This window comes from Bradyrhizobium algeriense, from assembly GCF_036924595.1.
GTDB classification, from domain to species: domain Bacteria; phylum Pseudomonadota; class Alphaproteobacteria; order Rhizobiales; family Xanthobacteraceae; genus Bradyrhizobium; species Bradyrhizobium algeriense.
Window position 1 is genome coordinate 4,853,673 of sequence record NZ_JAZHRV010000001.1, and the last position, 13,754, is coordinate 4,867,426.

A 13,754-nucleotide genomic window follows, 5' to 3' on the forward strand; every position below is an offset into this window, starting at 1 on the left:
CAAATTGCTCGGGCCAGAGCCAGCACACGTGAGTAGTCAGGTCAGCATCGAACTTCCCTGAGCTTCTCAGTCCGACTTCGCTAAAGCTGCCGGAGGCCCAAAAACTTCCAAAAATTCAACGGCGCCACCGCTCTGGTCGTCCACAAACACGCCAATCACAAGCCGGCCCGTGATCCAAGCCATTCCGTCAAGGTTGGTCTTACCCTGGGTTACCAATGGTGCCTTCTGATCGGCGTGATGTCCGTGAACAACGTGACGCCGACCGTGACCGCCCGCAAAGCCCCTTGGATATCGTCTCCACAAGAGCGTCTGTTCATTTTGCTTGGAGAGCGGAATCCTGGGGTCGACAGCTGCATGAACAAAGACCCTCTGATGATCCACGTACATCAGTGGAAGATCAGCTATCCAGTTCAGGTGCGCCGATGGAATGACCTTTAGATCGTCGACGGCGCCATACGAGGCGAGCGTTTTGTCACCTCCGTTCTCTAGCCACCAACTCAACTCGGCGAGATTGCGGCTCGTCGTCCACATCATCGCTTCATGATTACCCTTGAGGCACAGCAGGTCCAGCGTGGAGGATTTCAACCCCATCAACCGCTCTATGACCTGCCGACTCTCCGGGCCACGATCAACGTAGTCTCCCAAAGTCACAATCTTGAACTTTTGACCACTTGAGTGTCGTGTGATGAGATCGAGCGCGCCTTCCAGCAGATCGAGACGACCGTGAAGATCGGGTATCGCATAAGTAAGCGCCATGGCCCACCGACTCTTTCCCTATCGCAGTGGTCCATCAGGTAGTGCGGAACGAAACAATCGACAACCCAGGCTTATCCAAACTTTCGCAGAAAGGAATCGCCTCCCGCAATTGTCCAGCGGGCATCACGGATCTATTTATGGGCGTTCCGATTTAGGCGGCAGCCTGCTGTTGGCGAGAACGCACGTGAAGCCGGCGATAGGCCGCGATGCAAAGACCCAATGCAGCGTCGAGCAAGAAGAGCAGGAAAAGCGCAACGACGAACAAACTGATACCAGTCAAGTCGTGAACGATCCCGTCGAGCAAATCGGGACCACCGTAGTAGGCGATCAACACGAGCGCCAGAACACGGATAAAATTAGCAGCAATCGTAATTGGAATGATGGACATCAGAAGAATGACACTCCGGACTTTTTCCGACCACCGGAACGCATATGCGTAAAACACCCCGATCGCCGACAAGGCAAAAATCGAATTCATTCCAGAGCATGCGTCCTTTACCAGGAGCTGGTACGTACCGATCATGATCATGACGCCATTTTGTGCGACAGGATAACCCGCAGCATACAGGATGCCCGTCACCATATTGGAAATGAGCACCTTGAGCGGGACGGTCGCCGCGTCGATTATCCAGTCAGGCATCGGAACCGCGAAAAAAAGAAAAGCGATTGGAAATGCGAGGACACGGAGCGCTGGCCAACCAAGCAGGATCAGAATGCAACCAACGATCACCGGGATGATCGAAAACATTTCAAAGGTTACGAGCCCCTGCTGGAGTCGCGCCAGGAACATCAACACCAGACCAAACAAGAGCGCCATCCAGCCGACAATCGGAGCCGGCGAGGTCTTGACCAGCTTCAAGGTGGAGCGCGATTGCCAGACGAACCAAAGTGAAGCCGCAATGATGAGCGGGCCGTGGCCTTCTTGCTCGGTCTGCCAAGGTCCATCAATCAGATTCGAAACAGTCGGCGCGTAGGCAATAAGGACGCAGGCCACGAGCAGTCCCGACCAAAGCAAACCCGCTGAAGTATCCGATTTCGTGGGCTGGAACACTTGGGAGTAAGTCATCGGTGTTTCCAATTAAACGCTTCAAATAACTAACATTTTGCAGAAAGCTCAACAACCGGTTTTATTTCCGCAGCACAATCAGAGCCGGATAGATCACGCCCGCAACAACCAGCAGCAAAGCAAGGACGGTTGAACCGGAATTGCCAACCTGGTTCGCGACCGCAAACACGATACCCGCCAGCATAAAATGCATCAACGTACGGGTTTCGCGGTCCGTAAATTGAAGGAAAGCGATGACCAGTCCGACAAAGCAAGTTACGGTCACTACATCAAAGAGCGTTGCCATATCCTAGGCCTGCCAAAATTGAAAAACAGAAGGGGCGGGCGAAATCACTGTACACCAATCAGGCGTCAATTTTTTCCGTCTCCACCCGGCTTCATTATTTTGGCATACTCACCTTGATACCTTGCTTCGAGATTAGCCGAGTAAGCGGCCAAGCTGGCTTCCCCTTTTAACGCCTCCGCTCTCATCATCTGCCGCGCGACATTGGCCGCGGCCTTCCCCCTCAAGCGGACGCGCTTCTTCACCTTTCACCTTGAAGAAAATGCCGTTGGGACCAGAGCGCAGGAAGAACACGTCCTCTGCCTTCTTAGCCTCGATTGTGCTATTGAAGTCTTGTGGAATATCGCCGCTGTTCAATACGCTCGTCTGGCGAGCGTGCGGTATTCCGGCCGACGTCAGGTGCTGATCAACTTCGTCCAGCGTTTTGGCGTTCTTGTTGGCATCGACCACCGCCTGACCATTCGGTCCGAACGGAAAACCAATCTGTTCGACGCTTAGGATTTTTCTATTGGCAAATTTGCCTGGATTATTCGCGATGTACCTATCGACGTCCGCCTTGCCAGGGGCTTTGGAAGTTACTGAACGAAGCAGAATTGCGTTTTCCAGGACCTGCTCGCGCGCGCGCAACAAGTCCAGCAATACGCTCGGCTCGCGATCAAGCTTGGCAGCGAGCGCCCGTTGCAGCAGATACTTGCGAGCAACCAGATCTCCCACCACCTTCCTTACAACCGCGGGATCCTTCTGTTTGTCAGGCGGAATGCTGGTAATGCGCAGTTCGTTTTCGAACTCCTGCGTTGTCACAACTTCGTCGCCGACATGCGCAATGACCTGACCACGATAGGCCGCGGCTTCATCGGATTTCTTGCTGCATCCTCCGAGCACGGCTGCGCAAACGCCCAGAACTGCTGCAATATGAAAGAGCCGGACCGATAAGCCCTTCATCTCAAAACTCCGTGATACGACATGGCTTTGGCAGGCTGAAATCCTCTGCCCACTGGCAATAACTGCTTACGCATTTACTCGTCGCGCGTCGAGACCAATGGCCACGGCGCTAAAAATTTCAAGGGTTTATGTTAATATTGACGCGGCACAAACCTACGTCGTTTTAATTGGAAATCACAGCCGTTCATGTATATTATTCTTTCCAAATACAATGATTTGGAATGCCGAATCCACATCGAGTTAACCAATGAAAATTAGTCGCATTCAGGTGATTTTGGCGAGCATCGCGCTTCTCGGTTCTGCGGCGCTTGCGGAACTGCTCCAGCCTCGCCAGTTGATGGCGAGAACAGCTGCATCGCCCAGTCTTGAAAGCATCGTGCCGCGACAATTTGGCACCTGGACGCTCGTCCCTGAAATTAGCCCGGTTAAGCCAACTGAGGAGTCTGCTGAACCGGACCTGCTATCAGCAAGGAACTACAGCCAGGAAGTGGCACGCGGCTACACCGATGGCCATGGCAACATTGTCATGCTCATGGTCGCCTATGGTCCGGTGCAAAATTACAGGCTCAAAGCCCATCGACCGGAAATCTGCTATACAGCAAATGGATTCCGTGTCTTCGACAAGACCGATACGGCAGTAAGCTATAAGGATGGAAGTGCGCCTATCAAAACCATGCGGCTCATCGCCGAACGGGAATCTCGGTTTGAGCCTTTGACCTACTGGATGAGAGTGGGCAACGATATCTCAAACACCGTGTTCGAACATCAGCTCAGCCGTCTAAAGTATGGTTTGCGCGGCATGATCCCGGATGGTGCCCTAATCAGAGTTTCAACGATCGGTCTGCCCCGCGAAGCTTCATTCAAACTGCAAGACCAGTTCATTAAAGACTTGCTTGCTGCCGTTCCCTCGAAGGAACTCAGGTTCTTTATCGGCGTGTCTTAACTTGCCGTCCGAATCGGCTAATGGTCGCTCCGTACATCGCCAGGATCCGCGGAGTTCGGATGTGAGAGTGCAGTGAACAAACTGTTCGCCCAATCTGTTTGGCCCAGGCTTTTCGTCATTCTGTTCACTTCGACCATTTACATGACGCCCTGCTGGGCGGAAGATTTCAGCGACTCGTTGCTTGCATACGCGGTCAACATTCACAGAACGCCAGTCCAACCGTGGCCAGGCAATGGAATATATCTTGGCCGCGGCTTGTTCCTTACGGCCGCACACGTGGTTGGCCGTGCGTGGATGACGAGGCCCAAGGTCGTGGTTGCCGGTCAGGGATATCCAACGCGCGTCATCAAGGAAGGCAGTCTTGAAGGCACCGATCTGACGCTCCTGGCAGTCAACGAGGATTTGCTTCCCTCCCGATTGAGCCTGCGTCGGATGACGTTGTGCAAACAGGCTCCCGTCCCGGGTCAACGCGTCGTGACCATCGTACCAGGACAGGTGGCGCATTCTCAAATCTTATCACCCGAACGACTCCCGATTGAGACCCGACGTTTCAGTACTGTGATAGCTGACGTGGCTCGAACGGGAAATTCAGGATCAGGGGTTTTCGACGCTGACCGTCGATGCCTGCTCGGCATCATCAGCCGCAAAATCTCGAAATCGCAAAGCGGTCCATACTCGGGACGCACGAAGACGCAAGATATTGCCAAGTACTTTGTGCCAGCCGCCGAGATCGCCACTTTCCTGCCGGCGGGCATTCTCAATGAAGGTCAATAATATCCGTAGTAGGAATCGGGGGTTTCCTGCGCCTTGTTCACTACAACGCGAATGACAGGGCTTCTTTGCAGATGTTTCTGACACTCCTTGACATCAGCAACTGTCGTGGCGCCAACGCCGGCAACGAGCAAGGTGGCATCCATTCGCGGCAGAATCGAAATCACATCATCGCCAAGCAGCATAGGCGGCAGATCAAAGATTACGATACGTGAACGAAACTCCCGTTTGATGGTCTGCAACAAGGTACCCATTGTTTGCGAAGCCATCCATTCGGAAGAGCTCGATGATGATACCGTTCCGGGAAGAACCAAAAAGTTCGTGGGGCCGACGTTCACCTGCATGACTGCAGAGGAGAGCGATGCACGCCCTTCCAATACACTCATCACCCCCCCAGTGCCCTGAACGCCCAAATAATTTGCGACCGTTGGCCTGCGAAGATCCAGATCCACAAGCAGGACCGATCGCTCCGCCAAGCGGGCTATGCTTATCGCCAGATTACAAGCTGTCACTGTCTTGCCACAGCCTGCCGTGGGCGAGGTGATCGCCAGGAACTGCCAGCTCTTCTTGTCCATTTCCTGCAAGATCTGCGTCCGCAGCATGTCATAGTAACGCCCCTGCGGCGTCGCAGAGCCCTGCGCCACGATCCGGGATCGTTCGAGATGCGCAGGACTCAATTGCGCTTTTCTGATCGCGGGATCGACTGATCCGGGACGAACCACTTCCGGTGCAATTGCGCTTTGACCCGGAGCATCCGCAGCCCTCGCAAGCTCAACAGCTTGTTTGATCGAATCCATTGTTCGAACTCCCGCCCCTTCAGCTCAACGGAACAAACCGACTCTCGCCTTCGCCATGACCAAATCAAGCGGAGGTAGAAAGAAGTAGACGCCAACGAGCGCGGCCGCCAGGAGTACGAGAGAGCAACTTACCAACGTGATCAGGCGTCGCCGTCGAAGCCGAGTTTCGGCCCCGGTAACAATGTATGGAATCGAGATAACCAGCTTGCTGTCTACGATACTATAAAGATCGCCAGCCCTGCGAATGGCCTTGTCTGAAATTTCTACCAGCAAGGCCAGGCCGGCGCCTGCGATCAAGGCTGCAACGATCGCCAGGGCCGCTATCTTGGTTCGATTCGGCTTAATTGGCTGTTGCGGAACTGTCGGCTGCTCGATGACCTCCAGCTTTTCGGACTGTTGATCCTTTTCCAGGTTTTCGCCAAGTCGTGCTGCCGCAAGCTTCGCCGAGGCGGCGTCAAGATTTTTCTGAAGCCCTTCCTGCTGTGCGGTAAGCGCATCGAGGCTCGCTGCGGCATTTGGATCATTGCCAACGACGGCAGGCGCTGTCTTCTCTAGCGCTTCAATTTGGCGCTTCAACGATTGAATAGAGGGGTGTCGATCCGAGTATAGCGCGCTCTTCTGCGTCAACTCGGCTCTTAGTTGGTCAAGCGTCGAGGGTTGATCGCTCTTTAACGGCTTACCTTGCGAGACTCTCAATTGAGCAATCTTGTTATCAAGCGCAACACCTTCAGCCTGTAGCCTCTGAACCTCGCGCGCCAAAAATTTTGTTGTATCTGTCGCCCGGCTTGTCCTGTCGCGCAAATCTTCATTCAGAATGCGCGTCATCAGTTCGTTGGCCACACGCGACGCAGTATCTGGTTCCGGGTACTCAAAGCCCACCGAGAAAACGATCGTCGGGTTATCCGCGCGCGAGCGCTGCTTGAAATCCAGCTGAAGATCGACCGGCGCAAACTTTGTATTCTTCTTCATCAGCTCTACGAGTTCGGTTACTGACATCAGCGACCGCTTTTCCGGGAACAACTGGAATTTGTCGACGATGGCAATCAGATTGTCGCGCGTCATGGTACGCTGCTGAATGACCTGAATGCGCTCCTGCGCTGCGCTCGTCACCGTTGGTCGGACCAGCTCCGAGGGAATCTGCTGCGACTGAACCAGGATCTTGCCTTCGGACATGTAAGTCGGAGGCCACAAATACGCCCCCGCGATACCCGTGGAAGCAATGACGACAAATGGCAAAACGAAGTAGGGCCACCGGCGCTTGAAAAGCTCCCAGTAAAATGCCGGCCGCAGAAGGTAACTGCGGTCCTCCTGCAATTCCTGATAGTCGTCCTCGAAATCAACTTTCTGAAGCATGGTCATCCAACATCAGTCTATCAAGAGACGGCAAGGTTCGCATCTGAATGCTCGTGGTTCAGCATATCATCAATCGACATTAATTTTAGTTAATAGTTACGAATCAAACCGATTTGCCAGCTCATCGTTAATGTGCAGATCCCAACCGGTTCCACTGGCACGATTCACGCAGTTTGAAGAAACCGCGGCTGCGGCGCGAAGTATTCGTTAAATTGAGCTATAAGCCAACCGCAGTGCCGTCTAAGGAACATCAATGTACGAGGCATTCTATCAGCTACGGGAGAAGCCATTTTCGATCCTTCCCGACCCAGACATGATCTACTGGGGCAAGATGCACTCGATGGCTTTCACGATGCTCGAGTTTGGCGTCATGAACAACGCTGGCTTCACGGTGATCACAGGTGAAATAGGTTCCGGCAAGACGACACTTGTAAGGCATCTTCTCAAGAAAATTAGCCCCGCTATTACGGTTGGCTTAATTTCGAATTCGCCGCAGGGGCGCGAGGAACTATTACAATGGATCCTGATGTCGCTCGGGCAGCCCTTCGATGGAAACTATCCAAATCTTTTCAAACACTTGCAAGATTTTCTGTACGGCCAATACGCGAATGGACGAAGGACCATTCTCATCATTGATGAGGCGCAAAATCTTGAACCGGAAGCGCTCGAACACCTTCGGATGCTGTCAAATATCAACGCCGACAAATTCCAGATCCTGCAATTGATCTTGGTGGGACAACCCCAACTCAGGGACCTCCTGCTAGCCCCATCGCTGCACCAGTTCGCGCAACGGATCTCCTCCGACTTCCACCTTAGGCCGTTGGATGAGCGAGACGCCACAAACTACATCGCTTTTCGCGTGCAAGCGGCAGGATCACCCCGACCACTTTTCACCCAGGAGGCTTGCGCACTCATTGCCGGCGCTTCTGGCGGAATCCCGCGCATGATCAATGTTCTTTGCGATACCGCCTTGGTGTACGGCTTCGCCAACGATCGAAAAATCATTTCAGATCAACTGGTTAGAGACGTCATTGCAGACAAGCAACAGTACAGCATTTTTCCAGTGAAGAAGGTCTCCAGGGTTCCTTAAGTATTTGAAATCCATTATTTTCTAATCCATTATTTTCTAAGTCGGCTACGTCGGAAAAGTTAACGCTGCTCCCGCAAGCCTACCTAGCCGATGCTGATGAGGGGATGAGCAATGCGGGTTTTTTTTGTCATATTTTGCCTGTTTTTCTGTGTCTCTGCAGCTGGCGCTCAGACCCTAAAGTCCGGTGACACACTAACGATTACGGTCTTGCAGGATCCGAAACTCGACCGCACCGTGGTAGTCGATCCGGCAGGCGAAATCGCCTTCCCGCTTGCCGGCCATGTCCGCGCGCGAGGCCTGACGGCGCAAGCCGTCGAAAATATCCTGAAGGCCAAGCTGAAGAACAACTACAAAGAAGAAAATCTCGATATCACAGTCGCAGTCGCGGCTGCGCCTAAGGAAATTCCTGAGGAAGATCTTAAGCCCAAGGTTTTCATCACTGGCGAGGTCGTCCGACCGGGATCCTATGTGGTTCGGCAGCCGACCACGCTGATGCAGGTGATCGCCCTGGCCGGCGGCGTTGGCCCGTTTGCAGCAAAAAGCCGCATCCAGGTGCGCCGGCGTGGGTCGGGAGGCGACGAAACGATCTTCATGTTCAATTATAAAGCCTACGAAGCCGGCAACGACCTCGAGGGCAATATCAAGTTGCGCGCGGGCGATGTAATAATGGTTCCAGAGCGGGGATTCTTCGACTAACGATTCATCCCCTTCCAAAAGGCGCCCCGCCGTGAAGCGAACAGCCATACTCGTATCCGTATGCTGCGTCACGGCGGCATCGAGGGCATTGGCTTTCGATTGGTCAATTAAAACGACTCAGAGTGAAACGGTCGAATTAAACAGCAATCAATTCTTGCGCACGTCACCGGCCGCTTCTCTCGGCTCTTACTCGACGCTCACCGCAAACGCTGAAGCTCGAACACCTACTTCGCGCTTCAACATTGACGGTGATGGATCGTTTAGAAAGTACTGGGGGCCAGGTGTCGAAGGTGTGCCTTCGGAGTCCCTCACCTACGGGTTTCGCGCGCGTTACGAGCAAAGAGAGAAAACGCGGTCCGATCGCGAGTTCGTAGAGGCTGAGTGGCGACAGTCGAGTGCAGCCTTTGCTCTTTTGAACGAACTCGGCGTCGTAAGCAACGTTGGCGGATTTATTGACCGATTGACGGGCACGGGCGGTATCGATCGCTCAATTACCCCCAGGGACAGCTTATCCCTGTTAGCCACGTCCACACGAACCAGCTATGAACCCTCCACGGCTGGAACGCCATTCACCGACACCTTGGCGCGAGGAGTCTGGAGGCACTCTCTAAACCCGATAACCTCCATCAACCTTTCGTCGGAGCTTGAGCTCCTTGACTATGGCAACACGTTCAATACGAGCATCCAGATCTACCGTAACCAGATAGGAATAGATGCAACGTTATCGGCCGTACTCTCATTTAGAGCAAATGTCGGTGCTGCCTATATTGCGACCGAACGAGGCGCATCAACTTCTGTAATCGCTGGCGTTCCATCCACAACGCCCGTCTCGGGCTCGATCGCCGATTGGATTGGCGATGCCGTCCTGACCTACCGTATGCTTAAGAATACGACCCTGGCGATCAATGCAGTCCAGTCGGTCGGGCCAAGCGTCGTTGGCTCATTGTTCAAGCGGGACTCGATTTCAGCTAATATCACACAGGTTCTCAATTCAAGATCAAGCCTGACTTTGTCGGCGGGCATAAATCGCCAAATATCGACTACAAGCACGGATTTCGCTTCGGCGTCAGCGAGCTATAATTACAGTCTGACGCGAGAATGGCTGGCGCAACTGAGCTACAGATACCTTCATCGATTTGCCAGTAGCGGCGCCAGCACAAATATCGACCCACTAACTGGAACGCCAACTGTTTCAGGTACCGGGCCTGCCGACTCCCATAGCTTGATGGTAGTCCTCACACATAGCTATACGCTGCTGCCTGCAGGAAACTAGCGCCGCTCATTTCAGAGCTGCACGAATACTCTCCTTCAGAGCTGTGCCATCCGGCTCAAGGGAAAGCGCCATCTTGAGCTGCTCGGCGGATTTCTCCGGCATTCCAGCTGCAGCATAGCTCATGCCAAGGTGATAGTGAGCAGCGGACAGGTCTGGTAACTTCTCGGCAGCAGCTTCCAAAGTTGAGACGGCGCCCTTGAAGTCGCCGCGTCTATATTGGGCCCAGCCGACCGTATCCATGAATTGTGGCACACTCGAATTCTTCAGCATCTCGGCCAAGGAAAAGGCCCGGTCAAGGCTGGCGGTGTCCGACCGATAGTCGAGAAGTAGACTGACCAGATTGTTAATCGCCAGCAAAGAGTTCGGCTGATCCTTTAGAATAGACTCATATTGCGCGATGGCAGCATCGTTAGTGCCCCTGCTAATCTGCAGTGACGCAGAAGCCAGACGAAGGTTCAGATCGTTTGGTAACTCCTTCAAGCCCGCCTGAAGGATATCTCCGGCGGCATCGAAGTTCTTTTGGCGGACGTAAATCTCGCTCAATGCACCGTAACTGACGGATTCTCTCGGCTGCTGGGCGATCGCCTCCCTATAAGCCTTGATTGCTTCATCATCGTTCTTCTGTGACGTCCACACCCGACCAAGCAACACAAGGATCTCCGCGTTTGCAGGAAGTCTTTTATTCATTTCCTGCAAGAGGGCGACGGCCTTATCCGCCTTACCCTGCCTGACATAAGCCGAGACCAGCGATACCACGGGCTGAACAGCATCCGGCGCGGTGCGACGAGCGCTCTCCAACGCAGCAATGCTATCGTCGATCTTGTTCTGTCCAGCGAAGACTGAGGCGCGAATCTGATCCGCCAGCGCGGGACCGTCCTTGATCTTCTCGATCCTATCGGCAACATTCAGTGCACCGGACCAGTTCTGTCGACTTAATCTGACCTGAGCCAACGACGAGAAAAGCTGCAGATTGCTGGGGTACCGATTTACGGCTTCAGCCAGCATATCTTCCGCCCGGGCGGGGTCTCCTCGGCGCTGCAGAAATCCTATATACCGAAGCACGATCTGGGGATCTTGGTTAGCAGCCTTCAGTGCATCGGCGTACTGGCGATCCGCTAATTCGTTCTTTCCGGCGCGTTCATATGCCGAAGCCAGCAGGATCAACAAGTCCGGTGACTTCGGTTGATCGTTTAGCGCTTCGCGGAGATCCGATATCGCGTTGTCAAATTGGCCACGATCAATATTGATGGCGGCGCGAAGTCGCAAGGCACCCGCATTGCGACGATCTTTACCGAGGACTTCCGAAATGATCGGCTGAGCCGCCGCAACTTCTCCCCTGCTGACGTGGATTTCCGCGAGCTTGACCTGTGCTATCGTCTTCTTTTCCGGTGAAGGCGCTGACTGGGTAAGGGACCGCAGCGCTTCAGTCGCTTCCTTGATTTTGCCTTGGGCGATGCCCAGTGCGACGAGCGCGAGCTGATAGTCGAAGGTGTCTCCCCCAGCCTTTATCCGGCTATCAAGTTCTTTGCGTACTGCATCAGGGCCCTTCGTGAGGCTGAGGAAGCGAACCAATTCGAGACCGGCTTTAGCATCGTTCGAATTAGCGTCTGCTCTGGCACGAAACTCCACCTCGGCTTCATCGAACCGTCGTTGCGAGACCAGCAATTGAATGAGCTGGGCCTGATAGCTCTGCTCTTTGGGATTGAGTGAGATTACTTTGCGCAAAAGGCGTTCCGCTTGGACCATATCACCCTTTCGGGCATAGGCCTGTATTTTCAGCAGCGAAGTGCCCGTTGCGTCCTTTTGCTCCAGATTGAGCGGATCGAGCATCTTCAGCGCGGCATCAGCATCACCCTCCGAGAGTTTCTTGGCAGCAAGCAGAGTGACAGCGTCTACGTTTTTCGGGTCAATTTCGAGCGCGCGCTGCGCCTCGCGGGTCGCGCCCGAGCTATCGTTCGCTCGCGACAATACCATTGCCCTCAATGCATGGAGTTGCGCGCTCGGACCATCCTCTTTTGCTCCATCGAGGACACGAGCTGCCGCATCGGCAGCGCCGCCCGCCAACATTATTCTGGCAAGGCGCAGTCTTGCGTCGAGGTCGTTCGGGTCAAGTTCGACTATCCGGCGCAAGTCAAGAAGGAGGGATGTCGCCTTGGTGCGCTCATCAATGCCGGCCAGCGCCTTCCAAACTTCAACCTTATCGCTCTTGTATTTGACAGCCTTGAGAAGTTCGATACGCGCGCCGAGATCATCGCCCCTCTCAATCAGGGCCATTCCGCTTTCATAATAGCGCTGCGCGTTCTGCTCCGGAGATCCGCAGCCGGCAAGTAGCAAGAGAGCCAGCGCTGCTGATAACCGGTAGCTGCGAATATTTCGAACCCGCGGTAGCTTCATTTCGTATCTTTCATTTAGGACACAGAGCATCTTGCGCAACGGTCAGGGTGAGAGCAGGTAGTCAAACCTGTTCAAACTGAACATCCGCCTTACTTCAGGGGACATACCCGCGAAGACCAGTTTCTTGCCCCGGCTCGCAAGACATTTACGAACCATCAGAAGCAATCCAAAGAACCGCGGATCGATGCCATCCGTATGAGCCAGATCAACGATTATTTGCTTGCTGGTCGCAAGAGCAGCCCGAAACTGGTCAATTGCCTGATCAATGTGGTCGACCGTAGCAGATCCCGACAATCGCAGTGTGACGGAGGACGGATCGGCGGCGGCCTCAATGGTGAGGAAATTGGCGTTGGCTCGGCGGGCAGTAATCGCGAGGGGCAGCACGCAGGTGACAAGCAGCCTTAAAAGAGCTTTCCCGTCGTTCCAGTAACGACGCCAAAGATAAGGTTCTTCCTTGATACGCCAAAGCCATTCGAATCCGGTACTCCTGAGAAGCTGTGGCGCTCGTTTTACGGTTCCAGCCTCGAAGTTAATGGTGGCGCCAAACTGAGCACGGATCGGCGGTAGCAGTCGGTGATGATTGTAGATCAACCATTGCTGGGCTTTCTCGGCACCAAAGAACAAGGCCAGCAGGTCGGCACCGCTCGCGTTAATTGCGTCGATGATGCCCTGGGAACTCGTTTGTTCGACCGTTCCAAACCCTGGATTGAGCGCTCCAACACACTCCAAGCCGCATTTTTCCGAATTGAGTTTGGTACGTACCCTTTCGGCCGCACCTTCTGCCCCCCCAAGCAGAAAAATCTTAAGCGGGCGCCCTGCCCGAACCGTCGATTTCAGTTTCACAAAAAGGTCAGCCCCTGCTACGCGCTCATGTACCGGAACGCGAAGCAGCTTCGCTATCCAGATGAGCGGCATGCCATCAGCCAAACATAAGTCGCTTGCCAATATGGATTCTCGGAAGTCGACGTTAGTTTGGCTTTTGACAAGGAAATTGACGTTTGGCGTAGAAACAAGAAAAGGTGCAGACGCGTCTTTTGCGGCATCCATTGATCGGAGCAAATTTGCGAAATTGATCGCATCAATCGGCAGACCCAGCAGGCCATAGACATCCCGGTCCAGATCGTCGGAACTCCCTCGCTCCCTGAGGCTCTCCTCGACGTTCTCTCCGGGCGCTGAACCGCCGTCGGAAACCCGCAAAACCTTTAACATCACAAACACTTTCTTACGAAATACCCATCAACGGACGGTGAAATCCGAATGCAATGCACGAGCCGCGGCAACGATTTACTACCAAATCCTTAACCGGTAAAATCGTTTTAGTTTACGTGATTAATTCCTGTGGCGCCTATTAAGTCGGCGTCGAGAATTTAACTAATATTATGAAAACCTT

General features: G+C 53.8%; 13 protein-coding genes. 5 read left to right on the top strand and 8 right to left on the bottom strand.

All coding sequences use genetic code 11. The annotated features are described in order from the left end of the window. Positions 1-66: 66 nt before the first annotated feature. The 4 genes from V1286_RS23495 to V1286_RS23510 form a co-directional block, all read right to left on the bottom strand. Entirely contained in the window at positions 67-756 is a 690-nt protein-coding gene (locus tag V1286_RS23495; protein WP_334483215.1) for a metallophosphoesterase, read from the bottom strand. 151 nt (positions 757-907) lie between these two features. Next, positions 908-1,822, bottom strand: coding sequence for an exosortase V (gene xrtV / locus V1286_RS23500; protein WP_334483218.1), 915 nt, complete (start codon positions 1,820-1,822; stop codon positions 908-910). A 61-nt stretch (positions 1,823-1,883) separates the two neighbouring features. Continuing rightward, positions 1,884-2,108: an XrtV sorting system accessory protein gene (locus tag V1286_RS23505; protein ID WP_108514931.1), complete on the bottom strand. Its 225-nt coding sequence runs from the start codon at positions 2,106-2,108 to the stop codon at positions 1,884-1,886. A 132-nt stretch (positions 2,109-2,240) separates the two neighbouring features. Continuing rightward, the gene (locus tag V1286_RS23510; protein WP_334483222.1) at positions 2,241-3,047 is read right to left on the bottom strand and encodes a SurA N-terminal domain-containing protein; all 807 of its coding nucleotides are present in this window, start codon (positions 3,045-3,047) and stop codon (positions 2,241-2,243) included. A gap of 247 nt (positions 3,048-3,294) precedes the next feature. Here V1286_RS23510 and epsI point away from each other — a divergent pair, with 247 nt between their 5' ends. Together epsI and V1286_RS23520 are read left to right on the top strand one after the other, a co-directional pair. Continuing rightward, complete coding sequence (epsI, locus tag V1286_RS23515; protein ID WP_334483224.1) at positions 3,295-3,990, top strand: exosortase-associated protein EpsI, V-type; 696 nt, start codon at positions 3,295-3,297, stop codon at positions 3,988-3,990. A 72-nt stretch (positions 3,991-4,062) separates the two neighbouring features. Continuing rightward, positions 4,063-4,764, top strand: coding sequence for a S1 family peptidase (locus V1286_RS23520; protein ID WP_334483227.1), 702 nt, complete (start codon positions 4,063-4,065; stop codon positions 4,762-4,764). Here the strand turns inward: V1286_RS23520 and V1286_RS23525 are convergent. Both V1286_RS23525 and V1286_RS23530 read right to left on the bottom strand, forming a co-directional pair. Beyond that, positions 4,758-5,558, bottom strand: a complete 801-nt coding sequence (locus V1286_RS23525) for a CpsD/CapB family tyrosine-protein kinase (RefSeq protein ID WP_334483230.1) — start codon at positions 5,556-5,558, stop codon at positions 4,758-4,760. The genes V1286_RS23520 and V1286_RS23525 overlap by 7 nt on opposite strands. A 24-nt stretch (positions 5,559-5,582) precedes the next feature. Next, on the bottom strand, positions 5,583-6,917 hold the full coding sequence (locus V1286_RS23530) for a GumC domain-containing protein (RefSeq protein ID WP_334483233.1): 1,335 nt from the start codon (positions 6,915-6,917) through the stop codon (positions 5,583-5,585). A gap of 247 nt (positions 6,918-7,164) precedes the next feature. On the opposite strand from V1286_RS23530, the gene V1286_RS23535 reads away from it, so the two are divergent. The 3 genes from V1286_RS23535 (at position 7,165) to V1286_RS23545 (ending at position 9,970) form a co-directional block, all read left to right on the top strand. Further along, on the top strand, positions 7,165-8,001 hold the full coding sequence (locus tag V1286_RS23535; protein ID WP_108514940.1) for an ExeA family protein: 837 nt from the start codon (positions 7,165-7,167) through the stop codon (positions 7,999-8,001). Between the two features lie 111 nt (positions 8,002-8,112). Beyond that, the gene (locus V1286_RS23540) at positions 8,113-8,697 is read left to right on the top strand and encodes a polysaccharide biosynthesis/export family protein (RefSeq protein WP_334483236.1); all 585 of its coding nucleotides are present in this window, start codon (positions 8,113-8,115) and stop codon (positions 8,695-8,697) included. A gap of 88 nt (positions 8,698-8,785) precedes the next feature. Continuing rightward, positions 8,786-9,970 carry a hypothetical protein gene (locus V1286_RS23545; protein ID WP_334483239.1) on the top strand — a complete coding sequence of 395 codons (1,185 nt, stop codon included), beginning with the start codon at positions 8,786-8,788 and terminating at the stop codon, positions 9,968-9,970. A gap of 6 nt (positions 9,971-9,976) precedes the next feature. Here the strand turns inward: V1286_RS23545 and V1286_RS23550 are convergent, their stop codons facing one another. Both V1286_RS23550 and V1286_RS23555 read right to left on the bottom strand, forming a co-directional pair. Beyond that, positions 9,977-12,364: a tetratricopeptide repeat protein gene (locus V1286_RS23550; protein WP_334483241.1), complete on the bottom strand. Its 2,388-nt coding sequence runs from the start codon at positions 12,362-12,364 to the stop codon at positions 9,977-9,979. A gap of 42 nt (positions 12,365-12,406) precedes the next feature. Beyond that, a complete protein-coding gene (locus V1286_RS23555; RefSeq protein WP_334483243.1) occupies positions 12,407-13,573 on the bottom strand; it encodes a WecB/TagA/CpsF family glycosyltransferase in 1,167 nt (388 codons plus the stop codon). Positions 13,574-13,754 lie beyond the last annotated feature (181 nt).

Bases quoted from the DNA above. Each gene is read 5' to 3' on its own strand.
- V1286_RS23495 (WP_334483215.1), bottom strand. From the start codon at position 756: ATGGCGCTTACTTATGCGATACCCGATCTTCACGGTCGTCTCGATCTG.
- xrtV (WP_334483218.1), bottom strand. From the start codon at position 1,822: ATGACTTACTCCCAAGTGTTCCAGCCCACGAAATCGGATACTTCAGCG.
- V1286_RS23505 (WP_108514931.1), bottom strand. From the start codon at position 2,108: ATGGCAACGCTCTTTGATGTAGTGACCGTAACTTGCTTTGTCGGACTG.
- V1286_RS23510 (WP_334483222.1), bottom strand. From the start codon at position 3,047: ATGAAGGGCTTATCGGTCCGGCTCTTTCATATTGCAGCAGTTCTGGGC.
- epsI (WP_334483224.1), top strand. From the start codon at position 3,295: ATGAAAATTAGTCGCATTCAGGTGATTTTGGCGAGCATCGCGCTTCTC.
- V1286_RS23525 (WP_334483230.1), bottom strand. From the start codon at position 5,558: ATGGATTCGATCAAACAAGCTGTTGAGCTTGCGAGGGCTGCGGATGCT.
- V1286_RS23530 (WP_334483233.1), bottom strand. From the start codon at position 6,917: ATGACCATGCTTCAGAAAGTTGATTTCGAGGACGACTATCAGGAATTG.
- V1286_RS23535 (WP_108514940.1), top strand. From the start codon at position 7,165: ATGTACGAGGCATTCTATCAGCTACGGGAGAAGCCATTTTCGATCCTT.
- V1286_RS23540 (WP_334483236.1), top strand. From the start codon at position 8,113: ATGCGGGTTTTTTTTGTCATATTTTGCCTGTTTTTCTGTGTCTCTGCA.
- V1286_RS23550 (WP_334483241.1), bottom strand. From the start codon at position 12,364: ATGAAGCTACCGCGGGTTCGAAATATTCGCAGCTACCGGTTATCAGCA.
- V1286_RS23555 (WP_334483243.1), bottom strand. From the start codon at position 13,573: ATGTTAAAGGTTTTGCGGGTTTCCGACGGCGGTTCAGCGCCCGGAGAG.